Origin of the sequence: Mucilaginibacter sp., assembly GCF_041663085.1 — a bacterium.
Classification (GTDB): domain Bacteria; phylum Bacteroidota; class Bacteroidia; order Sphingobacteriales; family Sphingobacteriaceae; genus Mucilaginibacter.
Window position 1 is genome coordinate 142391 of sequence record NZ_JBAZRC010000001.1, and the last position, 26260, is coordinate 168650.

A 26260-nucleotide genomic window follows, 5' to 3' on the forward strand; every position below is an offset into this window, starting at 1 on the left:
TATAGGGGGTGAATGAGCGAATTTTGGAGACATAAAGTTTTCAAAAAAGCTCATGAAAGATCACCTAAATAATCATTTAAAACAACTGCCCTATTTATTATTGGTATTGTTTTGTTTGCTGACTGTAAGCGTACAGGCAGCAAGCCCTCAACAAAAAGCAGACAGTATCAGCACGGCTGATGTGCAGTTTAAACCGCTGACAGCCGACACCAGCGCCTTGGCTGCAAAACCAATTGTACAGGCTACTACCCAAAACCATTCAGCGTCAACAGCTGCAGCAGTAAATCCCGCGGTAAAAAAACCGCTAAGCTTATGGACCATCTTCATTGCCGGTTTTATCGGCGGTCTGGCGGCTTTATTGCTGCCTTGTATATTCCCAATGCTCCCGCTTACCGTTGGCTTTTTTACCAAACGGCACAGCAATCCTAAAAAAGGCATATTGGATGCAGCCATTTATGGCTTGTCTATCATCCTGATCTATGTAGGATTGGGTATGCTGATCACCGTGATCTTTGGTGCTGATGCATTAAACGCCCTTTCCACAAATGGCATCTTCAACTTTGTTTTCTTCCTGCTGCTGGTGGTCTTTGCTGCCTCCTTCTTTGGGGCCTTTGAAATATCCCTGCCCAACAAATGGGCCAATAAAGCAGAAGAAAATACAGAAAGAAAGGGATTTGCCGGCATATTTTTCATGGCAGCCGCGCTTGCTTTGGTTTCTTTCAGCTGTACCGGGCCAATCATCGGCACACTCTTGGTACAGGCAGCAACCTCAGGGGCCCGGCTGGGCCCGGCAGTAGGCATGTTGGGATTTTCGATCGCTTTGTCTTTTCCGTTCGTATTGTTTGCACTGTTCCCATCCTGGTTAAACAACCTCCCAAAATCAGGCGGCTGGTTAAACAGCGTCAAAGTGTTCCTTGGTTTCCTGGAACTGGCGCTATCCTTAAAGTTCCTGAGCAATGTGGACCTGACTTATCACTGGCATTTATTTGACCGGGAAGTGTTCCTGGTGCTATGGATCGTGATCGCAGCACTTACCGGTTTCTATTTGCTGGGCAAGCTGAAATTCGGGCATGACTCGGAAGTTGCTTACATTTCTGTGCCACGATTATTCCTGGCTATCATCGTCCTTTCGTTTTCCGTGTATATGGTACCGGGACTTTGGGGTGCGCCTTTAAAATCTATCGCGGCATTCCTGCCACCGCAGGCCAGCCAGGATTTTGACCTGTATACACCGACATTACCGGGCGGTGCCAGCCATACTGCTAATACCATATCATCTAATGAGGCTCCGCATAAATATGCTAACCTTTTTGACAAACCCTTAAACCTGAATCCGTTTTTTGATTACAAAGAAGGCGTTGCTTATGCGCAAAAAGTGCACAAGCCGGTTATCATTGATTTTACAGGACATGCCTGCGTTAACTGCCGTAAAATGGAAGCAACCGTATGGCCTGATAAAAAGGTGTTGCCCTTACTGAAAGACAGCTACGTGCTCATCCAGCTTTATGTTGATGACAAAACAGAACTGCCTGCAAATGAGCAGTATGTCAGCAGTTTCAGCCACCGGAAGATCACCAGTATAGGCGCGTTGAACAGCGATATCCAGGCAACCCGTTTCAACACCAACTCACAGCCCTATTATGTATTGCTGGACCCGGTAACCGAAACAACACTCGTAGCACCCGAGGGCGCAGATTATGATCCGGCAGCTTATTACAACTATCTGCAATCAGGCCTTAATTTATTCAAATAATAAAACTAAAACGATGAAAAACATAATCATGCTATCCGGTATGCTGGCCTTAAGTGCGTCGCTGTTTTCCTGCAAGGATAACGCCGCATTTACCATCTCCGGGACCATCAAAAATCCGGCTAAGCTCAAAACAGTATACCTATTGGGCGCCGATAGTACGGCCCAGTTCAAAACCATTGACTCAGCTGCTTTAAATCATGATGGCGGTTATACGTTCAGGCATGCTTCAGCTTATGTTAATTTATATAAACTAAAAGCTGACACCACCGAGTTTGACCTCGTGGCGCAAAACGGGGATGCTATTGAATTGAACACCGACCTCGCTGACCGGCAGCATCAATATACCGTCGCCGGTTCCGAAACCTCTGAAAAAATTAAAGCGTTCGATAATTTCACCAAGGCTTTCACGGATAGAAATAACAAGGTGATAGCCGAGTTTAATGCCAAATCGCGGCAGTCAGGGCAGCAAACGGATTCTTTACTGAAAATTTATATGCCCTTGTTCCAAAAGAACCTGGCTGTATACAGCGATGTGGTTCTAAAATTCATCGACGATAACAAAAATTCGTTGGCTGCATTCTATGCATCTACAGCACTGGATGCGACGAAGTTCGAGTCTCAGTTGATTGCTTACGCTGATGATATCAGCAGTAACGGAAATGTAAATAAAAATCCTGCCGTCAGGAATTTCATAGTGGCCATGAATAAACTCAAACCCTTGTCCATCGGCCATAAGGCCCCGGATTTTACCATTGATAACATAGCCGGTAAGCCGGTTAAATTATCGGATTATAAAGGGAAATATGTCATGCTTGATTTCTGGGCCTCCTGGTGCGTACCATGCCGGCAGGAAAATCCAAATGTATTAAAACAGTACAATACCTTTCACTCCAAGGGTTTCAATGTACTTGGCGTATCGCTGGATAAAGATAAGGCAGCATGGCAAAAAGCGGTGAATGACGACAAGCTCGCCTGGACACAAACTTCCGACCTGCAAAGCTTCCAGGGTAAAGCAGAACAGCTTTATCACATCGAAGCCATTCCCTCCAACTTTATAATTGACCCTGAGGGGAATATCGCCGCCAAAAATATCAGGGGAGCTGACCTCGAAGCATTCCTGGACAAAACCATCCATTAAATCATAACCATCCAAAATTAAAAAAAGTGAAAAAGATCATTTGCTATATCCTATTAAGCGTGACAAGCGCCTGCGCGGCATTCGCTCAGTCGCCAAAACAAAAAGGCCAACCCGGCAGCAAGGCGGCACATTTAGACACCACCACACTGGCTACAGGTTGCTTCTGGTGCACAGAAGCTAAATTCAAAGAGCTGCGCGGTGTGGTTAAAGTGACCTCAGGTTTCGCGGGGGGCCACACGGTTAATCCTACCTATGAACAGGTCTGTACCGGAACCACTGGTCACGCCGAAGCGTGTAACATTATATTCGACCCCAAACGGATCAGCTTTGATGAGCTGCTGGAAGTATTCTTTACGGATCATGACCCTACACAATTGAACAGGCAGGGTAATGATGTAGGCACCCAATATCGCTCGGCTGTTTTCTATCATAACAATACTCAAAAACAAAAGGCGCAGTACTATATCAAAAAAATTAACGACGAGAAGGCCTATCCAAACCCGGTTGTTACCCAAGTAGTTCCCTTTACTGTTTTTTATAAAGCGGAAGGCTATCACCAGAACTACTTCAGTAAGAACGGCGATGTTCCTTACTGTAAGCTTGTCATCCAGCCGGAACTGGATAAGTTCAGAAAAGCATTTGCCAACAAATTAAAAACATCCAAGAAATAAAACCATGAGATCATTCATCATTTTATCAGCGTTCATGCTGGTAACCATAACCGGCGCATTTGCGCAGCACCTGAAGTCCGCCAGCGGACATGCCAATAATCCCTATTACTCCAACACGGATACGAAAAAGCTTAATGTATCAGATGCGGAATGGAAAAAGATACTGCCACCTGCATTATATGCTACAGCAAGGGAACAGGCTACCGAGCGGCCCTTTACCGGGCAGTACTGGAATAAGGATGCCAAAGGCACCTACTATTGTGCCGTTTGCGGTAATGAACTTTTTAGATCGGACGCCAAATTTTCCAGTACCTGCGGGTGGCCAAGCTTTTTTGCCCCTACCCGGAAAAACAGCGTGATCTACCGGGACGACCAAAGCCACGGTATGGAACGCACGGAAGTGACCTGCGCCCGTTGCGGTTCTCATTTGGGCCATATTTTCGATGATGGGCCTGCGCCAACCTACAAACGCTACTGCATGAACTCCGTTTCCCTGGATTTTCAGCCGGACCGTTTAGCAAGCAAATAATCACCTGTCAAACTGAATTAGCAAATAAAGAAAATGAAAAAGATACTATTGATCATAGCGATGGCCCTGGTAGGGACAAGCGCGTTCAGCCAGATCGAAAAGCCTGTCAAATGGTCTTTCGCCTTCAAAAAAGAAAGCAAGGATGAAGCTATCGTCTTTTTAAAGGCGGACATCCAAAGCAGTTGGCACATTTATTCCCTGGATCAAAAAGAAGGAGGCCCGATTAAAACGACTTTCACTTTTTTGCCGTCCGTAGATTACTCACTGGTTGGCAAAGTGAGCCAGCCGGCTCCACGCACCAAGTTTGAGAGCGCATTCAACATGAATGTATCCTATTTTGAAAACTCGGTGATCTTCCGGCAAAAGGTCCGGCTCAAGTCAGGCAAAGGCACCCTGCATGGAAAGCTGGAATATATGACCTGCAACAATCAAAAGTGCCTGCCACCCGAAGACCTTGATTTCTCGATAACCCTTTAATCTTAATGAAGATGTCATCATTAACAGAACACGTAAAATGCCTGATCATTGGTTCGGGCCCGGCAGGTTATACTGCCGCCATATATGCTGCACGGGCAGATCTAAAGCCCGTATTATACACCGGCGTGGTTGCCGGCGGACAACTGACGCAAACTACCGAAGTTGAAAATTATCCCGGCTACCCCGATGGGATCCAAGGGACCGAAATGATGGAAAACTTTCGCAAACAGGCAGAGCGGTTAGGCACTGACATCCGGTACGGGTATATCACTTCGGTGGATTTTTCCAGTTTACCGCATACCGTGGTGGTCGATGAAAGTAAGGTGATTAGGGCAGATGCGATGATCATTTCCACCGGTGCTTCCGCAAAATGGCTTGGCCTGGAATCGGAACAAAGATATAACGGCTTTGGCGTTTCAGCCTGCGCCGTTTGCGACGGCTTTTTCTTCAAGGGACAGGATGTGGCTATTGTTGGCGCGGGTGACACCGCCGCCGAAGAGGCGACCTACCTGGCAAAGCTCTGCCGTAAGGTCTACATGCTGGTCAGGCGTGACGAATTCCGCGCCTCAAAAGCGATGGTCAGCCGCGTATTAAATACACCGAATATCGAACTGATCTATGATACCGAAACGCAGGAGATCCTGGGCGATGGATTGAATGTTACCGGGGTCAGGGTGCTTAACAATAAAACCCAGGAAGAAAGAGTACTGGACATCACAGGATTCTTCGTGGCCATAGGGCATCATCCCAATACGGATATTTTCAGGGGCTGGATACATATGGATGAAATCGGCTATATCAAAACTACGCCCGGCTCAAGCACCACCAATATAGAAGGTGTGTTTTGCTGCGGCGACGCCCAGGACCACATCTACCGGCAAGCGGTAACTGCAGCCGGTAGTGGCTGCATGGCAGCCATTGATGCAGAACGTTACTTGGCCGCCAAAGAGCATATGGTATCCGCCTGAAAAATACATTTCTAAGCTAATTTAAAAAAACCAAGATGTCACCAACACAATCAACAGCAAATCCCCAAAATTGGGTCGCCATGCACGCCGATTACCTATATGCTTTCGCAATTACGCGTATCGGGGATGAAGAGCAGGCGCGTGATTTAGTGCAGGACACCTTTTTGTCAGCCCTGGAAGGGCTCGATAAATTTGAGCGTAAAAGTGCCGAACGGACCTGGTTAACTGCCATATTGAAAAATAAAATTATGGATGTTTACCGTAAAAAATCAAAACAACCCATAACTAAAAGTCTCGACGCGCAGGAAGGGGAATCACAATTTTTCGAGCCCGGAATGAATAACTGGAAAAAAGAAGAATGGCCTGCAGCATTCGGCATCGAGGAGGCGGACCCGCTCCAGCATAAAGAACTCCAAAAGATTTTACGGGCCTGCATGCAAAAGCTTCCGCCCTTATGGCTGTCCATATTTTCTATGAAACATGTAGATGATGAATCCACGACGACCATTTGTTCGGAACTAAAAGTGTCCGATGCCAACTTCTGGGTGATCATCCATCGCGCTAAAGTCAATTTGAGGGCCTGTCTTCAAAAAAATTGGTATTGATTAAAATCAGATTTGTTGTAAGGATGACAGTGGATTACCGACCAATCAGCAAGAATCATAAACGTAATCTTTTACCATGAAAAAATTAGAGAACAAAGTGGCGGTTATCACTGGCGCAACATCCGGAATGGCACTGGCCACCGCAAAATTATTTGTTGCTGAAGGTGCCTATGTATTTATTACAGGCCGCCGGCAAAAAGAGCTCGACGAAGCTGTGTCCGATATCGGCAGCAACGTGACCGGTGTACTGGCTGACTCGTCCAACCTTGACGACCTGGACCGCTTAATAGCCACCGTAAAATCTGAAAAGGGCCATATCGACGTGGTTTTTTCCAGCGCGGGCGGAGCAGATTTTATGCCACTTGGAGAGGTAAGTGAAGAAAGCTTCGATAAACAGTTTAACCTCAATGCCAAAGGTACTTTCTTTACCGTGCAAAAGGCACTGCCATTGCTCCGCGACCATGCGTCCATTATTATGACCGGCACGATAGCTACCATTAAAGGGATGCCAAACCTCAGTGTCTATGGTGCAAGCAAGGCTGGTCTCCTGGTGTATGCCAAATCCTGGACTAACGAACTAAAATCAAGAGGCATCCGTGTCAATGTGCTAAGCCCTGGCCCGATAGAAACCGCCGTATTTCAGGGAAACGAAGACATGAAAGCTCATATGGCTTCGCAGGTCCCAATGGGCAGGTTAGGCCAGCCGGAAGAGATCGCTACCACGGCATTGTTCCTGGCATCAGCCGACTCCAGCTTCATTACAGGCAGCGAAATATGTGTCGATGGAGGAATGGCTCAGGTATAATCCACCTGATCGCCTAAGCAAAAATAACGGCATGAAAATTTTTTTAAAATAAATTGTAAGGAATTTAGTCAGTATACGACAAACCAGGAAAACATAAATAAATCAAAAAAGAACAATGAAAACTCAGAATTTAAAATCAGTAGTAACCGGCCTTATGGCTACCGCAATGATGGTTTGCTTAACTATCACTACCCAGGCAAGCCCAATTCACGGGTTCCAGACTGATACCACTAAAATGGCCAAGATGGACAAGATGAAAAAGATGAAAAAGGACAAAATGTCCAAAGACAAAATGAGCAAGAATAAAATGTCTGACGACAAGATGAGTCACGATAAAATGTCCAAAGATAAAATGTCTAACGACAAGATGAGTCACGATAAAATGTCTAAAGATAAAATGTCTAACGACAAGATGAGTCACGATAAAATGTCTAAAGATAAAATGGCCAAAAAAGATACCGCAAGTAAAATGTAAGGTGGGTGTTGTTTTAGTTGCAAAAAGGGCATTTATGCCCTTTTTTTTTGCCAAAGCCTGCCTACCTTCACGCAACCAGACAGGCTTTGGATTGAATCATACTCATTAATTATCAACCTTGGCTATTGAAACCAAAGCGCTGCTCAATAAGATTAATGGTCGCAAAGCATCATAAAAGCGAGGCTATAACTTCACAGGTCATTAAACTTGCCTGTTTTATTTCCATCTCCCGGAAATAATCATTCGTCCGCTATGACCTAAAGCTGATAAACCCACCATCTGATATGGTTTTATATTCAAAATCTGCATACTAATTAATGGCAGATTTAGCTTCAACTTTGAACTGTTTTAAAACATATACATAAGGCAATCAAAGCTCACAGGTTAAGAAATATAAAAACAAAAAAATGGACACACCAACATCAACCGGCGCTGACTTTCATCATGCTAAACTTTTTACTCCGGTAAAATTAGGGAAGCTGGAGCTGGGACACCGGATAATTATGGCACCGCTTACCAGGTTACGAACTAATATGCCAGGAAATATCCCCAATGATATAATGGCAACCTATTACAGTCAAAGAGCGACCGAAGGCGGCTTAATCATTTCAGAAGCGACCGTAGTTTCATCAAACGGGCATGGTTATTTAGGCGCGCCGGGAATACATACAGATGAACAAACTGAAGGTTGGAAAAAGATCACCAGCGCTGTTCATGCAAAGGGCGGAAAGATGTTCTCACAGCTTTGGCACGTAGGCCGTCAATCACATGTGGATCTGCAACCAGATGGCGGATCGCCAGTAGGACCTTCAGAAGTTTATCACGAAAATTTTGCTTTGACGCTTGATGGATGGGTACCTGTATCACAAAACCGTGCCTTAACCATACCGGAAATTCATGCAATCATCGAAGACTTTCGCAAAGGAGCAGAAAATGCAATGAAAGCAGGCTTCGATGGCGTTGAACTCCATGCCGCGAACAGCTACCTGGTGGACCAGTTCTTACAGGATATCTCCAACAAACGTACAGATGAATACGGAGGTACTATCGAGAACCGCGCGCGCTTTTTACTGGAAGTTGTGGAGGCTATTGTATCCGTTTGGGGAGGCGACCGTGTAGGCGTTCGCGTATCACCAAGTGGTACATGGGGAGGTATGGGCGATTCTAATCCAGCTGCATTATTTAGCCACGTCGCTGAACAACTGAACAGGTTTGGCCTGGCTTATCTGCATGTGGTTGATCCCCGAATTGTGAATAACGTAGAAAAAGAAGAGGGATACGTAGCACCGGTTGCTGCAGCACAATTAGGCCAGATTTTTAAAGGGCCTGTTTTGGCTGCAGGGGGATTTACCCGCGAAGACGCCGAAAATACGCTTCAAAAGGGGGATGCTGCTGCTATCGTATTCGGGCGTTTCTTTATTGCTAATCCTGATCTGGTGGAGCGGTTTAAATACGGCTATGAGCTGAATGCATATGATCGTGAAACATTCTACGGCGGAGATGAAAAGGGATATACCGATTATCCGTTATACGATAATCATTAACCGGCCTTCCCGCGATTGAATCCGTATGGTCCAACCGCGTGAGATAATTAAACAACTTACTAAAAAGTACTTATATGAAATCATTAAAAATCAGATCCTGGATCCTGGGTGTTTTTATGTTTATGTTCGGCTCCTTAAAATTGGTAATCCCCACTATTGGTGGCTGGTTTCACACGCAGCTGACAACCAGCGGCATTGGAGACTTTGCGTGGCCCTTTGGCGTTGGCACAGAAATTATTACCGGATTGATCCTGCTTGGTGCATTGATCTTTGAAGGTAAAACGTATGCCCGGCGTTTTTTTTCCTTCATCATTTTCGGGTCAGGCCTAGTGGTGGTAACCATGATCGTGGCTGTTTATGTCCATCTTCAACCCAACGTCCCGGCTAACGTTTTACCGCTTGGGATAAAGCCTCCGGTAATCCCTGTGTCGGTGTTGATTTTAGCCGTAGCAAATATCTTTTATACGTTAAAACTTTTCAAAGTAACCTCAAACTGAAGGATAGCCGATGATGATTTCCTTACTGAACCAGGAAACTCAGCAAGAAATCTGGCTTGACATCAACGATGGTCAACAATACACACAAAATAAATAATGATGGCAACTAAAGTAGAAAATCAAGATAACCTAACACGTCATTCGGATAGCAGCAAATCAACTAAACCCACTATTGTGCTTGTGCACGGGGCGGTCGAAGACTCGTCGCTTTGGACTCATGGAGTAATCCAGGGGCTCCAACGCGAAGGGTTCCCGATCAGGGTCTTTTCTAATCCATTACGTGGTTTGGCACACGACGCGGCCTATCTCAAAAGCCTCCTGGACACGATTGCGGGATCCGTAATACTTGTTTCCCACGCTTATGGTGGGGCTGTTATCAGTCAAGGGGGAGACGATCCAAAGGTCAAAGGGCTTATCTACGCAGGCTCACCGATGCCCGGTGCAGGGGAATCTACAAATGATTGTCTCGATCGTTTTCCTGGGGGGGATTTTGCCTCGTCCGTCGATTTGATCCCATATACTTTACCCGATGGAACCGCCGGGTTGAATGTACTTGTCCAGGCGGACAAGTACAGTTACCTCCTCGCCGCCGACGTGCCGGAGAGTCTGCTTGCCCTGATGATCGCCACACAACGCCCAATTGCTCTGGCCGCGCTACAGGAACCACTAACCTCGGCTGCATGGATGAGTAAGCCGAGCTGGCAAATCAGGCCCCTGCTGGATCCCGTAATCCCACAAGAAGAATTTAAGTTCGAAGCCGAAAGGGCTCACTCTACCGTCATTGAACTGAACTCTTCGCACGCCATCCCGATCACTTTCCCTGAAGTTGTGGTTGATGTAGTCAAACAGGCTGCCCAGGCAATAACTATATAACGGTGGTTTGTTTCCCTATCCTTATATCATAAAATCAATGTTTAAAAGTTAAAAATTAATCTATTATTTAAAGTAAAACAATTTAAAAAATGAAAATTACTAATTATGGCCATTCCAGTTTTTCGGTTACTGCTGGCGGCAAAAAAATTCTTTTTGACCCATTCATTTCCGGCAATGACCTGGCCAAAGACATCAATATCGATGAGATTGAGGCGGATTACATCTTTGTTTCACATGGTCATTTTGACCATATACTTGATGTTGTTGCTATCGCTAAACGTACCGGTGCAACAGTGGTTGCAAGCTTTGAGCTTTATAGCTATTTTTCAAAAGAGGGCATTTCAAACGTTTTCCCTTTAGGCACCGGCGGAAAACATGATTTTGACTTTGGAACGGCAAAAGGTGTCGTAGCCCATCACTCCAGCAGCTTTCCGGATGGCAGCTATGCAGGCGCTGCTGAAGGTTTTGTTTTAAAAACCGCCGACGGAAACTTTTACTACAGCGGGGATACCGCCCTTACTTACGATATGAACTTCATCCCCAAATTTGCAGCACTTGATTTTGCGGTTTTTCCTATCGGAGACACAACAACAATGGGCGTAGAAGACGCGATTGAAGCAGCTGGCCTTGTTAAGGTCAAAAAAGTATTTGGCGTGCACTATGATACTTTACCGTTCCTTAAATTGGATAAAAGCCGGGCTCTTTCAAAGTTTAAAGACGCTGGCATTGAGCTATTCTTACCAGAAATTGGCGAAACTTTTGAAATATAGGCTTTCCATAATCCTGCTGCCAAATCGCTTCCTTATTTTCGACTACGGGAAAATACGTTTGCAGAAGATTTAAAAACCGGGTTAAATAATCCATGAACTACAGCATATGAAAGCATTATGGAACGACAAGGTAATTGCAGAAAGCAATGAGACCATTGTTATTGAGAACAACCACTACTTCCCCAGGGAAAGTGTGAAATCAGAATACCTAAAAGGATCTGATAAAAATACGATCTGTCCGTGGAAGGGAGTCGCTTCTTACTATACGCTGGAAGTTGACGGCAAGCAAAATCCGGATGCAGCCTGGTATTATGCTGAGCCCAAACCGGCTGCGGCAAATATTAAAGATCATTTAGCATTTTGGCAAGGCGTAATCATAACCGATTAATTACCAGTTAAATTGAGGTGAGGCGTTGGTCATAATGGCGACGGCAGACTTATTGCGTCTGTCAGAAATTTAGGCGGAGCGGACAAACAGACATCACTATTGGAAAATTATTTGTCGATGTTACCTGCACCAACGATTCCTGTGGTATTTAATATAAAAAGCCCTCACAGGAATGATGTTTTCATTGGCTGGGGGCTTTTAATGGTTAGGAGAGATGCACGCTCAGCTAATCTTCTATTAAAGCACATCCGATTGTTGAACAAAAGCAATAAATCATTTGCAGCAATGCGCTGCAAAGTATCCAAACGATTCTAATTAAGGAACAGGCCTTACCGGCTCAAGACCGGCAATGCCTGTTCTTAATTCTGAAAGGGTTATTTAACGACCGTAGCTTCGAGTTCCACTTTCGTGGTCTCGTAAAGGCTATTCACTCCCATCACAGTGGTTGCGTGCTTTACCCCGTATTTGGCTAACCAGTCATGCAGAATATTAAAATGCAGCCCAAGTTCTTCCATGGAAGTTGTGTAGATACTTAACCTAACTATACCGTTTGGTTCATAACCGGCATCGCTGATAACCTTTTCCAGGTTTTGCAACGCCAGGGTAAGCTGCGACCCCATGTCTTCGTTACTTGATACGCCTTCAGCATTTATTGCAGTCTGGCCAGAAATATACAATGTACTTTCTACGTGTTTTACTTCAACGGCCTGCACATAGCTGTGCTTATCTTGCCATTGCCAGGGATTGATAATTCTTTTTTCCATTTTATTTGTTTTTTGCGTTTGTGCCCATACTGGGGCGGTGATGATTGAATCGACCACTAAAATCTTGACTGTTTAATTATGAGCATCGTTATCTTCTCATTAAACTTACAAGTGCGGTACATCATACTATTTAATTTGTGTGGGCTACCACCCGAATTTCTATTAATTGCTCAGGGTACCATAAACCCGTCACTCCAATTACAGTCGCGGCTGGCCGGTGTTTCCCCATGTACTCTTGCAGCAGCGGTACCAACGGCGCCGATTGCTCTGGCGGGTTTGTTAAATAAACTGTCATATCAGCGATGTTAGACTTTGTGACATTAAATCCAGCGAGTACGCGGTCGATGTTCTTCAGCGTTTGCCGAACCTGAGCGGCAAAATCGCCTACACCCGTAACTGCATCCGTTGTATCATGGGAGTACTGTCCCGAGATATAAATAGTACCATTGACACTATAGGCCTGGCTGATGAGATTATTGGCGTGTTCCGAAGCGGCACCGAGATTGAAAGTCTTGACCTTAGCGGTCTTAATCCCTTTTTCCATATGTTTTGTTTTTTTAATTTGTGCAAATAAAGGTGTACCGGTTAGTATTGTAAGTGCTAAAATTGGTACAACGCTTCTTATACATACCGTTGCAAAAAGTGCTAAAGCTTGTTGAGTTATTGATTTGAAATTTTGAGTTTGCAAAATGAGATGATGTTTAATACTTCAAAAGTAAAGACAACAACTCATAATGGCTGTTGACCTCCCTCACGATTTTCATGTGAGGCAGGTCACACTAATGTTATAAACGGCTTAAAGTTTCGCGTGAAACGCCCAGGTAGGCAGCGATGAGGCTTTTGGGTACGCGTTGGATAAGAGAAGGGTATTGTTTGAGCAATTGTTCGTAACGCTCCCTGACATTAGAGGTAAGTGAAGAGATGATCCGCCTTTGAGCACTGAGGTAACCAAATTTTGCTTTTTCCAGAAAAAATCGTTCCATTTTCTGTAACTCGTCACAAAGCTTTTTGGAATCTTCCAAGGAAAGGCAAAGAACTTCCGTATCTTCCAGACACTCCAGCGACATCGTTGCGTTGGTCTTCATGTTAAAGGCATAGTAATCGCTTTCCCACCAGTCTTCCATCGCAAATGAAATGATATGCTGTTTTTCAGAATCATCTGTAAAGACCAATTTCAAAAGGCCTTTCAATACGAAGTAGTTATACGGCACTGGATCACCCTGCTGGATCAGGAACTGGTGCTTTTTATAGTTCCCGCCTTTAAAATGGGAAATAACGAACGCATACTCTTCATCGGTGAGCGGTACGATCTTTTCAATATGTTCCCTTAATTGTGCAGACATTGAATTGACGGTTATACGACAGTAAAGTTAAGCAATTCAGTACAGGAATACGAGGGTGCGTCAAACCGGCCGATCATGGATAACTCCAATTGTCTTTGAAGCCGGTTTTAATGAGGTGATAGCTTACGCTAATATGTAATTCTAAATTGCGAGATCGCACAGACACTTAGTCGGACAATCTTCCATAACTTAAAATATATTTGAGCGCTAATATGCTATTCCAAACCTGAAAAGATAATTCCACTTACTTATAAAGCGCAAATGAGGTACGACAACATTTGTTACGACATATCATTAAAGTTGATTTTTTGATCTCCAAAGCATCCGCTTTACTTAAATAGCGATCTTTAATTTGTTATTCAAATTATCCTGATGTTCAAGGTCATTCAACATTGATTTGGCCAGGCTGCCCAATATCGCCAATGAAGACTCGATCTTGGCATTAAACAGAGGGCAACTATTAATCCGGATATAATTACTGAAGCGATCTGATGGAGAAAAAATATGCCCGGGACAGAAGCTGATACCTTTTGCGAGTGCAACCTTCTGCATTTCCGTGATATCCAGTTTTTCCGGAAACTCGATCCAGAAGCTAAATCCTCCTGACGGACATGAGAGATTAATAACATCAGGAAAGTATTTCAAAATGGCTTCTTTATATTTATTGTACTGGATTTTGATGGCAGCCCGAAGTTTTTTCAGATGGGAATTATAGCTGCCGCCTTCCAGATATCTCCCAACGGCATCCTGCAAAAGGCTGTTAGTGGATATATTGTTTGAAAACTTATGCATCTCTATTTCAGCCTGATATTTCCCGGCGGCCACCCAGCCGATGCGCAAGCCCGGGGGCAACGTTTTTGAAAAAGATGAACAATAAAGCACGTTATCGTAGGTATCGTAAGCTTTGGCCGGTAATGGCCGGGTGGAACCAAAATAAAGCTCTCCTAATGCATCGTCCTCAATTAAAGGGATATTACGCTGTCCGAGCAGTTTGACCAAACGCATCTTATTTTCTTCCGGCATAGATGCACCAGTGGGGTTATGGCACGACGGCATAAAAATGCAGGCAGCGACCTTATTGTGTAAGAGTGCAACTTCCAGTTCGTCAAGATTCAGACCGGTTACCGGATCGACACTAATGGATAAAGCTTTCAGGCCCCTGCTCTCAAGGCATTGCAGAATAGCATGATAGCTCGGAGATTCGATGGCTACAACATCCCCGCGCCTGGTTACGGTGTCAAGGCAAAGGCTGATTGCTTCCATGCACCCATTGGTAATGAGAATATCCTCGGGAAGTATTCGTTTATTCCATTCAAAAGAATGAAGGGCTACCTGGCTCAGCAACCGCGGGTGGCCCTCCAGAAACGGATACTGGTAGTTATCAACGGCCACCTCTCTAACGGATGCCTGCATCGCTTTATTGATTTTGCCTATCGGCAATAACTCGTTAACGGGAGCCAGAATTGAAAAATTTATAACGCCATATTTCCGTGTATTTTTTATCATGATACGCTCCATGGCATAAATATTAACAAATTCAGGTAAGGGAATGATGTCTTTAGCAGAACCTGCCGTACTGGTACGTTTACCACTTACTATAAACCCTGATCTTGGACGTGGGGTAATCAATCCCCGGTCCTCCATGATCGAATAGGCCTGAAATACCGTTGTTGTACTGACATTAAGCGTGCTGCTGATTTTACGCACAGATGGAATTTTGTCTCCAGGTTTAAGCTGAAGAATTTGTATTGTTTCTTCAATCTTTTGAATGACCTGTTCGTAGCGGTATTGTCGGTTTTCTATCATGATTTATCTAAATCTATAGATACTGCTCTTACACAGTATGTTTTTCATTTAAAAATAGTGTAATTGCAGCATATTACGAATTTTGATTGCTTTGTCGGCATGCTATGAGCCATTCGGAATAAACTACGGTAGCTATAACACTTTACTTGTAACTAACCGTTAGAAATATAGTTACTTTAGGCAGTTACTATATGTTCCTGAGCCGCCAGGTAACGTTCTGCATCAATGGCTGCCATACAGCCGCTACCGGCTGCAGTTATCGCTTGCCGGTAGATGTGGTCCTGGGCATCTCCGCAGCAAAACACGCCTTCAATATTGGTCGTGGTTGAGCCCGGCGTAGTTTTGATATAGCCGATTTCATCCATATGTATCCAGCCTCTGAAAATATCCGTATTGGGATGATGCCCTATGGCCACGAAGAATCCTGTGATGTCCAGTACTCTTTCTTCCTGGGTTTTATTGTTAAGCACCCTGACCCCGGTAACATTCAGTCCATCTCCCATGATCTCCTGTGTTTCCGTATCATAGATCAGTTCGATATTCGGTGTATTTAATACGCGGCTGACCATCGCTTTTGAGGCGCGGAATTCGTCACGCCTGACCAGCATGTAGACCTTGCGGCAGAGTTTTGCCAGGTAGGTCGCCTCTTCAGCGGCAGTATCACCCGCACCTACAATGGCTACATCCTGGCCTTTAAAGAAAAATCCGTCACAGACCGCGCAGGCTGAAACGCCAAAGCCGTTATATTTTTGTTCAGACTCCAGGCCAAGCCATTTTGCCGACGCACCCGTGGATATAATTACCGCATCGGCCGTGATGGTTTTGGTTTCGTCGACCACCACTTTATGCGGGAGGCTCAAAAAGTCAACCGAGGTGACATACCCAAAACGGATATCAGTGCCCAGCCGCTCTGCCTGTTTGCGAAAGTTTTCCATCATTTCGGGACCCTGGATCCCATCGGGGTAGCCGGGATAATTTTCAACTTCGGTAGTTTGGGTCAGTTGTCCGCCGGCAACGACTCCGGTATATAGTACAGGCTTCAAATCTGCGCGAGCTGCATATATTGCGGCAGTATAGCCTGCAGGACCTGAACCGATGATCAGGCATTTTACGTGTTCTGTTAATGGTGACATTTTAATTGATGTTAAAATTTTGTTGAACTGCGTTTTAATAAATTAAGCCCTTTTACAAGTTTGCAAAAGGGCTTAATAGATAGTTTATCTTCTGCTCAATTCCTGTAAAGCATTGAGGATTTCTTCAGCTTCAACCCTGTTACGATAATCTCCGCCTTCTGACTTTGCAAAAATCACCTTCCCGGTTTGGTCGATAATAAATACTCCCGGAACTGGTAATTCTACGTTTTCAGCATCATTAAATTCGCGAAGGTCAATACCTGCATTTAATAACTCATTAGTCGAGGCTGCTGAGTTCTCAAAAATTTGTACATATTGTTTTGCCACATGATTACCGATATCGCTCAAAACTTCAAACTTCAATTCATTCTTTTCTTTAATAGTTAAAGAATTATCAGGCGTTTGTGGAGAAATAGCAATTAAGTTGGCTCCCAAATTCTTAATTTCAGGAAGCACCCTTTGGTAACCATTTAAAACAAGGTTACAAAAGGGACACCAGGAACCACGATAAAATGTAATCACAACTGCTCCTTTATTCAGGTAGTCCTGTAATGAAATTTGCTCGCCTGTGGCATTCGGTAAGCTGAACAGGGGAGCATTGTCGCCTACAGCAAGTTTTAAAGGATTTGTAAAGGCTTCGCCCATTCTTTCTGCATCGGCGTAAAATACATCGAGCGGATCCTGACCGAAAGCCGCAGGGAGCTGCTCCTTCAAAACTTCAAGTTCTTCCTTGTAAACCGGTGTATTTTTAGCTAATTCATTATTTATATTTGACATTTTTAATGTTTTTATATTGTTTATTGTAAGACAATTTCAGATAGCAGCAACTTTAGGAAGATCAACAGGCACGTACTTATACTCTGGAAACAGGTGCCGATAATTTGCCTTGATACGCAGAACGAACAAACAGCTGCTGGAACTTTATTCGTTTCGGTAGTTAACTCATTTCTGCGGGCGGCCCCCTTATTTCGGCAACTTTTTGAGGTAGTTTTTTCATTTTTTTTAGTTAATAGTTAATTTATGATTTGAAGTATGGGTCCAATACTATATTGATCGCTTTAAAAAACTGACCGGTCAGTTTTTTAAAGCGAAAAAAAAATCAGAGCAATTTTAGGGCACTTTTATGTGCTTCAATCGCAGGCCAGGAACTGCCAAAAATTTTGCAGGCCATGGTAGCACCATCAAACAATAAATAGATGCTATCGGCTAAACTTTCAGTGCGCTGTATTTCATCTTCTCCCGGTGAGTCGGATTTTAATATTTCTCTGAATAATGCGCGGGTCTCATTTTTTTGCTGCCGTATAACATCATAGACACCGTTATTTTCTACAGGAATTTCACCGGCAATATTTAAGAACTGACAGCCATTAAACTCTTTAGAATTAGCATATTCAGCTAAATACTCAAAAACGGCAGAAATTTTTTCTTTTGCCCCTGATTTCTTCGATGCCGCGAACCTAAAATTGTATATCGTTTGGTTAAAAGCAGCTTCCAAATATTTTATGAGCAAATCTTCTTTGGACTTGAAGTGCTGGTAAAGACTAGGTTTAGATACTCCTGCCTCATCAATGATTTGATTGATTCCGGTGGCGTTATACCCTTGGTGATAAAACAACTTAAAGGCAGAATCCAATATATTTTTCTTTGTATCCATATTCGCTAATTCTAAGCAAAGGTAGTGTTTAATTTAAAAAAAACTAACCAGTCAGTAATATTTTTTATTTTTATTTATTTAGTCGTTTTGCATACACTCAGGTGCGGAGAATTACTTCAAAATAACTGACACATAACTAATTTATAAAACGGTGAATTGCTTCATCAGCGTTATCCTGAAATGCATTGTTTTTCAAATCGACAAAAAAAGTACCCTGATCAACTACTTCCCCGGTCATCTTTCCTTCTTTACTGGCGTAAAAAATGCCGCTTTTAAAGCGATCATCCGAAATACCATCTACTAAACGTTTTGTGCCATCTTCTATCTTATTCACCATTCCTAACAATGGCAGAACAATAGGCATCATGATATACTTGAGCATAAATTTCATTACCGGCGAGAAATTATCCGGAGCCATAGTACCATCGGTATTTCCGGGACTGACAGCGACAAATTTGAGGGCAGGATATTTTCTTGCCATTGCTAAAGTCCACATCGTTGCTGCATATTTAACGTAGCCATAGGCTTGCACATTATCGAATTTTTTTCCAAAATAGGATCCATCAAGAACGGCAGCAAACTCTTCTACAGAGGAAGTTTTCATTAAAGCAGGTTTCATTCCCATTTGCTTAACTCCTCTTACAGCTTCCGAACTTACATACAGTACCGCTTTTTTTAATTGATCTCGTTTTATTAATTCTTCTACTAAAATTATATGGCCTAAAACATTGGTAGCAGCTATTTCATTCATACCGGAAGGCGTAATGTTCCCTGCAGTTTTCCCAACTATTCCGCCTGCATTTAACAATATTGCATCAATAGGTTCTTTAATTTTTTCTATCGCTTTTTTTACGGAATGTTCATCCGAAACATCCCCAATAATAATTTCAAAGATCTTTCTTCCCGTTTTCTCCTCAAGGTCTTTTTTTGCCGCCTCGGCTTTTGCTTGATTCCTGCAAAAAAGAATGATCTTTTTTGTTCCGTCTTTCAATGCTAACTGTCGGGCGGCCTCTTTGCCGAGTCCACCATTTGCTCCGGTTATCAATATGCTTTCGTTCATTTTTTTATTATTTAATTCCTTAAAGATTTTATTTGTTTTGTGAATTTTTAGCTGTAACTGATTATAAAGTATAATCAGTTACAGCTATATTCAAACTACACCTCAGAGTCGAGACCATCCTCCGTCTTCAGGAAACTCTGCCTCTGTCGTGAAATGTTATGAAATGCCGCGAACTCGGCGGACGAAGTCGGCCAATGCCGGAGCGACGGTTTCTGGATCGTCTTCAGGGATATAATGGGCCCCCTGTACTTGAATTTCTTCCTGATTAGCAAAGGTCCGGCAAAACGCGACCTGGTTCGGATTTTGGTCAATGATCCCCGGTGTCGCGTGGAAGTAGAGCTTTGGCACTTGGGTCGTCGCTAACCACTGCGAGTATGCACTGACAGCTTCGACCACGTCAGCAGGTTCACCCGCGATGGGAAGTTGGCGCGGCCAGGTTAGGGTAGGCCGACGATCTTCGCCCGGGTTAAGGAAAGGACGGCGATATTCCGTCTTCACGGCATCGGACAGTGTCCGACCCATTCCCAAAAGCAACTGCTCGACAAACATATTGTCTTGCAGGACCATCTTGTCGCCAGCAGGTGAACGCAATGCCTGGAACGCGGGACGGACGGCTTCGCCGAAGTCACTCCATTCGAGCGGCATCACTATCGATTCCATGTAGGCAATACCCTGGATGCGATCAGAGTGTTTGCTTGCGTAGTCGAAGGCGAGTGCAGAACCCCAGTCGTGGATAACGAATATGATATTGTCGCCCAGATCCAGCTTATCCCACAACGCATGCATATAGCTGCGCTGTTCAGCATAGCCGTAACTATCCGGTCCGGATTGCGGCAGCTTATCAGAGTCCCCCTGGCCAACCAGATCGCAGGCAATCAGCCTTCCCATACCTTGGACTGCCGGCATGATGTTGCGCCAGAGAAAGGATGAGGTTGGATTGCCGTGCGAGAAGACAATGGCATCCCCTTCGCCCTCGTCGATATAGGCCATGCGTTGACCATTAACGGTCATAAATTTCTTCTCGGCGAAAGGTGCGTCAGTCAGTTTCGTGGTTCCACCTGCGATGCCTGTGACCTTGTTTTTTATATTCTCCATTTTTTTAATAATTTATTATTGTTTTAAGGCAGTACGAATCCTCGTACATTAATTCCACACCTTAAAGTTGAGACCATCCTCCATCTACAGGAAGCTCAACACCGGTCATGAAGGTTGCGTCGAACGCAAGGAAGAGGACGGCCTTGGCGAGTTCCTCGGGCGTGCCGAGGCGCTTCATCGGAATGTCCGCGATCATCTGCGCGATGAGATGGGCTTGCATGTCTTTGTCGGGGATCGACTTGTCGACGATCGGAGTTTCGGTGGGACCTGGCGAAACCGCGTTGACGCGAATCCCGCGGGGAAGCAGCTCAGCTGCAAACATCCTGGCGAAGTTTCGCAGCGCAGCCTTGGCCCCGCCATATGCGGCCAGCATGGGCATACCCTTGACGTTTGCCGTCGAGGTTGTGAGGACGATGGAACCGCCGCTATTGATCAGCGGCGAAAGTTTCTGCACCGCGAAAAACGGTCCCTTAGCGTTCAGGTTGAACATCTCATCGAAGGTCGCCTCGGTCGTTTGTTCGAGGGGTGCGAATAGGCTGAACCCGGCATTGATGAACAGGAAATCCAGGGTGCCAAACTCAGTCTTAGCCCGAGCGGCAAGGGCGTCGAGGTCTGTTAACGAACGTGCGTCGCTCGAAACCACGATCGCGTTCTCGCCAATTTCCTTCTGAGCCAAATCAAGGCCGGCCTGCGACCGCCCAGTCACCAGAACACGCGCACCACCATCGAGGAGCATCTTAGCTGTCGAGAGTCCGATACCACTGGTGCCACCAATGATCACAACCTTTTTGTTTTCAAATTTTCTCATGATGTTAGTTTTGTAACGTATGCTACAAAAGTATTATTTGTAACGAACGCTACAAATAAAGAAACATCATTTTTTTGTCAGGTTTTGAATGGTCAAATCAATGACCGATAGCAATTCCTTTGGATCTTTCGCCAACATACCGGAGACTTTCAACCCGGTCATAACCGTTTGCAAGTAAATGGCCAATTGAGTTGGATCGTTCACGGCAGGGATCTCATTTTGCTGCTGTGCCTTTTGGACAAGTTCTTTTAATATGGTGATCGTCCCCATCCGTGCAGTGGTGGCGACCTCATTCAGCCGGGGGTTATGGTTAGCAAGCTCAGTGATGGAATTAACCACGAAGCAGCCACTTACCGCCATATCTGCCCCACCATCTTCCTGCAGCACGCACTCAAACAGTGCCCTGAGCGCTTTGAGAGCGGACGGTGAATTTTTTATATTTTGGCCGAGTTTAAATTGTTCAGCTTCCATGTAATATTGGAGCGTTTCAAAGAATAATGCCTCTTTACCGCCAAATGAATTATAGATACTCGATGTCCCCAGCCCGGTAGCCTTTTCCAGGTCGCGGGTGGAGGTACCGTTAAACCCTTTTTTCCAGAATAACTCCATTGCATTTTTTAATGCTTTTTCCTTGTCAAATAATTGAACACGTGGCATAGACTTGATTTAATGTAACAATCGCTACAAATATAAAAAACAAAATTTAGATATTGGAGATACGAATGATCCGCGATAGCATCAACAATTGTCCAGGTTTTCACTAATCACACCTGTTGATTACACTTAAAATAAAAACACACGTTATAATTTCAGCCGAATGATTGAATTATAACGTGTGTTTAAGTTAAGCCCGGACTAGTTTAAGCGTTGTTAACTGAAGTTTATTGACATGCCGCCGTCAATGAGATAATCACCTCCGGTGATAAAAGAGGCATCTTCGGACGAGAGAAAAGAAACCAGTTTTCCAACTTCACCAGGTTCCCCGTACCTTTTTAATAGTACTTTTTGGGAAATGGTATCCGCAAACTTGGCTAATACTTCAGCCGGCGCTCCGCTTTTTTCAAATATCGGTGTGCTAAACGGCCCCGGCGAAATGGCGTTCACCCGGATGCCCTTAGGAGCTAATTCAATGGCTGCAACCCTGGCTAATGATTTCAGCGCCGCTTTGCTGGCGCTGTATACCGACCTGTTTGGCGTTCCCTGTGTAGCGCTGAGCGCTAAAATAAAGATCACGGAAGAACCGCTTTCCAATAGGGGTAAAAATTTCTGCAAAGTAAAAAAAGCACCCTTAAAATTGATATCCATTATTTCATCGAATTGCTCTTCACTTACCGATTCGATTAGCGCCATATGCATGACGCCTGCATTAACTACGAGGATATCAACGTGCCCAAATTGATTTTTTACGTTATCAGCCAATTCGCTTAAGTCTGTGAGGCTTGACTGATTTGCAACCATTCCTGTAGCGTTAGGCCCCAACGTTTTTTCAGCCTCCTCAACAGCATTTTGACTTCTGCCGGTGATCACCACCTTAGCCCCCTCGGCAAGTAATTCACCGGCTATTCCATAACCGATACCACTATTTCCCCCTGTAATGACGGCAACTTTATTTTCATGTTTTTTCATGTTTTTTGCTTTATATTAATTTTAATAGCCATTTGTTGCTTAGCGCTCGCCGCTACCGTTCTGGCTATGTCAAGGGCCGGCTGTCCAACCCTGGCACCGAGGCTGTAGGCCGTTTCGTTTACCGCCGAGATAATGCCCTCTTTCAGCGTTGACTCGCCGTCCCCGATACGCGCCGAGTCTGCTGCTACGGTGGCTGCGGCAATACCATCAGCATCAAGAAGGGGGAGGCAGGCAGCGCCCGCGTGATCGGCACCGAAGCCGGCGTCGTTGAAGAAAACAAGGCGTGGCTTGAAGTCCCGCGAAAATGGAGCAGCGCTTCTGCCGCCATGACTACCGCTTGCCACCACGAGGCCTGTATCTTCCGGAGTAGCAAACGAGATGGAGCCTATGCAGAGGATGCCGTCAACAAAGACACGTTCCTCTACCGGTGCCTCCACGTCTGCGTGGGGCCAGGGGGCAGACTTCAATAGCTCCACTGCCTGTGCGACGGTTTGCCCCGTCTCTACGCCACACTCGGCGGCAAGTTTGTTGACGCGACTGATGATTCCCCGGTGGAACATGTCTTCGGCGTCGCCGGCCCGGGCGCTGTCCGTCGCTACGGCCGCCATAGCCATGCCATGCTGGTCCGCCCAGGGCAGGCCGCTAACCCCCGCCTCATCCCGGCCGATGCCACAGTCATGATGTATGGTAGCGCGGACGCCGGCTCTGGCCGCATAGTATGCCGCGAAAGCCGTAGCATTCGAACCGCCAACAACGACCGCTCCGTTAGCTTCCGGAGGAAGCACAACCACGCCGTCCTTCACAATAACAGGAACGTTCAAGCTGCTGGTGCCTCCCGTATTTGCGGCCGCTTTGTTTTCATCTTTTTTCATTTTTTTTGAATAAATACTAGTTAGAATTCTATTACTGTTTATAGTCGCTAACCCCTTACCTGATTGAAAAAATTCTGAATGAAGTAAGGGGCTCCTGATTAAAACCTATGTGCTGAGTTTATCAAGACGCCTTGCGTTCAGCGCCGAGAACGACAAAGAGAATGGTACAATCCTTGTCCGAACGGTTGTGCCAGCTATGGAAGGTTCCGTTGGTTACGATCAGGTCCCCGGCCTTCATTGCCACTTCATGTACCTGGCCATCTTCGCCTGGATATCCGGAGTTTACTTCGCCATCAAGCACGATGGCCAGATCGATGCTGTCGGTGCGGTGCATGCCGTCACCTTCTTTGCCGGGAACCATGTTTGGGGTACCCATGTCGACTGCGGCAGCACGTTCAAGCGCTGCTGGTCCCTCTGCCTTCTCTGGAGCCAGCGTAAAGAGATCCACCCTGACACCGCCCAGCGGGCCAAATATCCCCATCTTTTGGTATTCACCCAGCACTTGCTCCGGGCTTAACGGCAGGTTAGGGATCTGGTCGAATCCCCAAATATTGGTGAGGAAGTCAATTGTCGATGTGTCGAAGGTATCTGTTCTGGTGGCTACGCCATTTTTACCTTCTGCTGTAATGATTCTTTTAATTTTCATGGTTTTTGTTCTTTTTGTTAAAGTTTTTAAAGAAGATTTTATTTATTACCCGTTCCATTCAGCGCCGGAACAAAGCGCCAGGTATCACCATCCGTGGTAATATAGCCTCCGCTTGGTGTAGTGAAGTGTGTTCCTAATACCAGGATATCCTGATCCGTATGGTCATGAATGAAATGCTGACGGGTCTTTTTTGCTAAGGCTTTGTCGAAGTCAAAGTTGCTGCCAATTTCAGGATCGGCTAATTGAATGGGATTTAATATGGCATCACCTGTGATGGTCGCTTTTTTTCCATTGGAAGTAATGGCCACACTCACATGACCTGGTGAATGACCCGGTGTGGCAAAAAGTGAAACTTCATCAGTTAACTGATGATCGGTTTCAATAAATTCATGCAGCCCGGCATTTACGATAGGAGATACGGAATCTTGGATAGCCGCATCCAAGCTGGCCAACTCCGCAATAAAGGATGGCATATCACCGATACTAAAGTCTTTCTTGCTCCAATGCGCCCATTCGGCACGTCCAAATAGATATCGGGCGTTAGGAAATGTTGGTATCCACTTTTCGCCATCCCAGCGGGTATTCCAACCGATGTGATCCATGTGTAAGTGGGTGCACAAAACGAAATCTATCGTGTCCGCTGGAAATCCGGCATCAGACAAGCTTTCCAGGAAAGGAAGGTTCAAATGGTTCCACCCCTCATAGCCTCGGGGCTTGTCGTTACCTACACAAGTATCAACAATGATCCGTTGTCCCTGAGATTCGATAACATAACTATGAACCGAATATCGAATCGTTCCATCGAGGTCCGCATAATGCGGATGGAGCCAGTCAATTGATTTAACCCGTTCTTCCGTCAATCCGTCAAACATAAAGCCCGGCGGAAAACCTCCGCTCTCAAATTCAATGATGCGGGTAATTTGAACATCGCCTATTTTCCAGCGATTAACTTCTTTTGTCATAATTTATTTTTTGTATGATAAACAACCATCTTTATTTCCATATTGGAATATTCCCACAATGGAATTAAATATGTAAAAAAACACGCCTCGTGGGGTGATGTATTTATTTCCATCTGGCAATATTACGAACTTCGTAATAAATAAGCAAAAAAAATCTCCTATTTCTTATTTAAAGAAGATGCCAAAGCGTGCATATGCTTAATAACAAAATCTTGTGTGTGTTCATCAAACTGTGATAAGACCCTTTCAGATATATTTTTTTTCTGGTTAAGCATAGTTTTATAGGCCTTTACCCCAGCGGCGTCTAACAATACATTGATAACACGTCTATCTTCGGTCGAGTGTTCTCTTGACAGAATTTTTTTCTCAACGAGTTTGTCTACAATGTTTGTAAGTGTACTCATCGGCGCATCAATATTTGCAGCGATCTCACTCATTTTTATATTTTGCTTTTGACCTACTAAATACACAACGACCAACTCTTTTTCATTAAGGCCGCCGCAGGCTTTTCCACAGTTTTCTGATTCTCTTTTAATTGCCTGCGTCAAACTGAACAGGGCAACTATAAATTTGTCGTTATTTTCGTCTCTAACGTTCATCAAAAAAATTTAAATTAGATGGTAAGTTTTTTTTGCGAATTTAAGCTATTTTAATAAGTCTTCTTTGCTATAACACCGAATACTTCTTCTTCCCTTAAATTTTTATGAAGGGTCAATCAGAGATACCGGTATTTTCCTATAAGTGTCTTTTTAATCATAAATCATGTAGCGATTGAAACGCTATCTTATTGAAATCATCTCCTTAAATAAATACGTAAGCATCTGCCTTTTCGCCAACTTCCGCTTTCAGTGCACCAGGTAAATACAAAAGCCTTTCCAAGCATTTTAGATGTCCTTTAAAGACACTCATAGCCCTTTATATTATATGCTCCCGGTTCTGTACAGCGAACCAAAAGCATGATAGCCCCGCCCAGCGATACCAAATTTTTTATGAAGTTA

The 26260-nt window shown here is 44.7% G+C and carries 30 protein-coding genes; 14 read left to right on the forward strand and 16 right to left on the reverse strand.

The features are described from left to right. Positions 1 to 52: 52 nt before the first annotated feature. The 14 genes from WC615_RS00590 (at position 53) to WC615_RS00655 (ending at position 11493) form a co-directional block, all read left to right on the forward strand. Positions 53 to 1753, forward strand: coding sequence for a protein-disulfide reductase DsbD family protein (locus WC615_RS00590; RefSeq protein WP_372976199.1), 1701 nt, complete (start codon positions 53 to 55; stop codon positions 1751 to 1753). A 13-nt stretch (positions 1754 to 1766) separates the two neighbouring features. Further along, a complete protein-coding gene (locus tag WC615_RS00595; RefSeq protein WP_372976200.1) occupies positions 1767 to 2891 on the forward strand; it encodes a redoxin domain-containing protein in 1125 nt (374 codons plus the stop codon). 26 nt (positions 2892 to 2917) lie between these two features. Continuing rightward, on the forward strand, positions 2918 to 3562 hold the full coding sequence (msrA, locus tag WC615_RS00600) for a peptide-methionine (S)-S-oxide reductase MsrA (protein WP_372976201.1): 645 nt from the start codon (positions 2918 to 2920) through the stop codon (positions 3560 to 3562). 4 nt (positions 3563 to 3566) lie between these two features. After that, entirely contained in the window at positions 3567 to 4091 is a 525-nt protein-coding gene (gene msrB / locus WC615_RS00605) for a peptide-methionine (R)-S-oxide reductase MsrB (RefSeq protein WP_372976202.1), read from the forward strand. 33 nt (positions 4092 to 4124) lie between these two features. Continuing rightward, positions 4125 to 4568, forward strand: coding sequence for a protein-disulfide reductase DsbD domain-containing protein (locus tag WC615_RS00610; protein WP_372976203.1), 444 nt, complete (start codon positions 4125 to 4127; stop codon positions 4566 to 4568). 11 nt (positions 4569 to 4579) lie between these two features. Continuing rightward, on the forward strand, positions 4580 to 5536 hold the full coding sequence (gene trxB / locus WC615_RS00615; protein WP_372976204.1) for a thioredoxin-disulfide reductase: 957 nt from the start codon (positions 4580 to 4582) through the stop codon (positions 5534 to 5536). A gap of 35 nt (positions 5537 to 5571) precedes the next feature. Next, on the forward strand, positions 5572 to 6141 hold the full coding sequence (locus WC615_RS00620; RefSeq protein ID WP_372976205.1) for a sigma-70 family RNA polymerase sigma factor: 570 nt from the start codon (positions 5572 to 5574) through the stop codon (positions 6139 to 6141). A 76-nt stretch (positions 6142 to 6217) separates the two neighbouring features. Beyond that, the gene (locus tag WC615_RS00625) at positions 6218 to 6946 is read left to right on the forward strand and encodes an SDR family oxidoreductase (RefSeq protein WP_372976206.1); all 729 of its coding nucleotides are present in this window, start codon (positions 6218 to 6220) and stop codon (positions 6944 to 6946) included. Positions 6947 to 7061: 115 nt separating this feature from the next. Further along, positions 7062 to 7421 (forward strand): hypothetical protein, encoded by a 360-nt coding sequence (locus tag WC615_RS00630; protein ID WP_372976207.1) that lies wholly within the window; start codon positions 7062 to 7064, stop codon positions 7419 to 7421. 407 nt (positions 7422 to 7828) lie between these two features. Then, positions 7829 to 8965, forward strand: coding sequence for an alkene reductase (locus WC615_RS00635; RefSeq protein WP_372976208.1), 1137 nt, complete (start codon positions 7829 to 7831; stop codon positions 8963 to 8965). Positions 8966 to 9039: 74 nt separating this feature from the next. Beyond that, positions 9040 to 9462 (forward strand): hypothetical protein, encoded by a 423-nt coding sequence (locus WC615_RS00640; protein WP_372976209.1) that lies wholly within the window; start codon positions 9040 to 9042, stop codon positions 9460 to 9462. Between the two features lie 96 nt (positions 9463 to 9558). Continuing rightward, positions 9559 to 10335 (forward strand): esterase/lipase family protein, encoded by a 777-nt coding sequence (locus WC615_RS00645; protein ID WP_372976210.1) that lies wholly within the window; start codon positions 9559 to 9561, stop codon positions 10333 to 10335. 89 nt (positions 10336 to 10424) lie between these two features. Continuing rightward, the gene (locus WC615_RS00650; RefSeq protein ID WP_372976211.1) at positions 10425 to 11105 is read left to right on the forward strand and encodes a metal-dependent hydrolase; all 681 of its coding nucleotides are present in this window, start codon (positions 10425 to 10427) and stop codon (positions 11103 to 11105) included. Between the two features lie 106 nt (positions 11106 to 11211). Continuing rightward, a complete protein-coding gene (locus WC615_RS00655) occupies positions 11212 to 11493 on the forward strand; it encodes a DUF427 domain-containing protein (RefSeq protein ID WP_372976212.1) in 282 nt (93 codons plus the stop codon). 374 nt (positions 11494 to 11867) lie between these two features. Here the strand turns inward: WC615_RS00655 and WC615_RS00660 are convergent, their stop codons facing one another. From WC615_RS00660 to WC615_RS00735, 16 genes are all read right to left on the reverse strand, one after another. Further along, positions 11868 to 12257 (reverse strand): RidA family protein, encoded by a 390-nt coding sequence (locus WC615_RS00660; protein ID WP_372976213.1) that lies wholly within the window; start codon positions 12255 to 12257, stop codon positions 11868 to 11870. 130 nt (positions 12258 to 12387) lie between these two features. Next, entirely contained in the window at positions 12388 to 12945 is a 558-nt protein-coding gene (locus WC615_RS00665; protein WP_372976214.1) for a RidA family protein, read from the reverse strand. A gap of 97 nt (positions 12946 to 13042) precedes the next feature. Then, positions 13043 to 13600: a Crp/Fnr family transcriptional regulator gene (locus tag WC615_RS00670; protein WP_372976215.1), complete on the reverse strand. Its 558-nt coding sequence runs from the start codon at positions 13598 to 13600 to the stop codon at positions 13043 to 13045. A 333-nt stretch (positions 13601 to 13933) separates the two neighbouring features. Continuing rightward, positions 13934 to 15406, reverse strand: a complete 1473-nt coding sequence (locus WC615_RS00675) for a PLP-dependent aminotransferase family protein (protein WP_372976216.1) — start codon at positions 15404 to 15406, stop codon at positions 13934 to 13936. Between the two features lie 176 nt (positions 15407 to 15582). Continuing rightward, positions 15583 to 16539, reverse strand: coding sequence for a thioredoxin-disulfide reductase (trxB, locus tag WC615_RS00680; protein ID WP_372976217.1), 957 nt, complete (start codon positions 16537 to 16539; stop codon positions 15583 to 15585). Between the two features lie 84 nt (positions 16540 to 16623). Next, positions 16624 to 17316: a peroxiredoxin-like family protein gene (locus WC615_RS00685; protein WP_372976218.1), complete on the reverse strand. Its 693-nt coding sequence runs from the start codon at positions 17314 to 17316 to the stop codon at positions 16624 to 16626. Between the two features lie 322 nt (positions 17317 to 17638). Further along, positions 17639 to 18193 (reverse strand): TetR/AcrR family transcriptional regulator, encoded by a 555-nt coding sequence (locus tag WC615_RS00690; RefSeq protein WP_372976219.1) that lies wholly within the window; start codon positions 18191 to 18193, stop codon positions 17639 to 17641. Between the two features lie 136 nt (positions 18194 to 18329). Then, complete coding sequence (locus tag WC615_RS00695) at positions 18330 to 19253, reverse strand: SDR family NAD(P)-dependent oxidoreductase (protein ID WP_372976220.1); 924 nt, start codon at positions 19251 to 19253, stop codon at positions 18330 to 18332. Between the two features lie 156 nt (positions 19254 to 19409). Continuing rightward, the gene (locus WC615_RS00700) at positions 19410 to 20348 is read right to left on the reverse strand and encodes a haloalkane dehalogenase (protein ID WP_372976221.1); all 939 of its coding nucleotides are present in this window, start codon (positions 20346 to 20348) and stop codon (positions 19410 to 19412) included. 61 nt (positions 20349 to 20409) lie between these two features. Next, positions 20410 to 21156: an SDR family oxidoreductase gene (locus tag WC615_RS00705; protein WP_372976222.1), complete on the reverse strand. Its 747-nt coding sequence runs from the start codon at positions 21154 to 21156 to the stop codon at positions 20410 to 20412. 66 nt (positions 21157 to 21222) lie between these two features. Further along, a complete protein-coding gene (locus WC615_RS00710) occupies positions 21223 to 21813 on the reverse strand; it encodes a TetR/AcrR family transcriptional regulator (protein ID WP_372976223.1) in 591 nt (196 codons plus the stop codon). Positions 21814 to 22026: 213 nt separating this feature from the next. Then, positions 22027 to 22782, reverse strand: coding sequence for an SDR family oxidoreductase (locus tag WC615_RS00715; protein ID WP_372976224.1), 756 nt, complete (start codon positions 22780 to 22782; stop codon positions 22027 to 22029). Further along, complete coding sequence (locus WC615_RS00720) at positions 22779 to 23654, reverse strand: hypothetical protein (RefSeq protein ID WP_372976225.1); 876 nt, start codon at positions 23652 to 23654, stop codon at positions 22779 to 22781. The genes WC615_RS00715 and WC615_RS00720 overlap by 4 nt, the downstream gene beginning before the upstream one ends. Positions 23655 to 23775: 121 nt before the next feature. Further along, positions 23776 to 24300: a cupin domain-containing protein gene (locus tag WC615_RS00725; protein WP_372976226.1), complete on the reverse strand. Its 525-nt coding sequence runs from the start codon at positions 24298 to 24300 to the stop codon at positions 23776 to 23778. A 38-nt stretch (positions 24301 to 24338) separates the two neighbouring features. After that, the gene (locus WC615_RS00730; RefSeq protein ID WP_372976227.1) at positions 24339 to 25262 is read right to left on the reverse strand and encodes an MBL fold metallo-hydrolase; all 924 of its coding nucleotides are present in this window, start codon (positions 25260 to 25262) and stop codon (positions 24339 to 24341) included. 158 nt (positions 25263 to 25420) lie between these two features. Continuing rightward, a complete protein-coding gene (locus WC615_RS00735; protein WP_372976228.1) occupies positions 25421 to 25861 on the reverse strand; it encodes a MarR family winged helix-turn-helix transcriptional regulator in 441 nt (146 codons plus the stop codon). Positions 25862 to 26260: the final 399 nt, after the last annotated feature.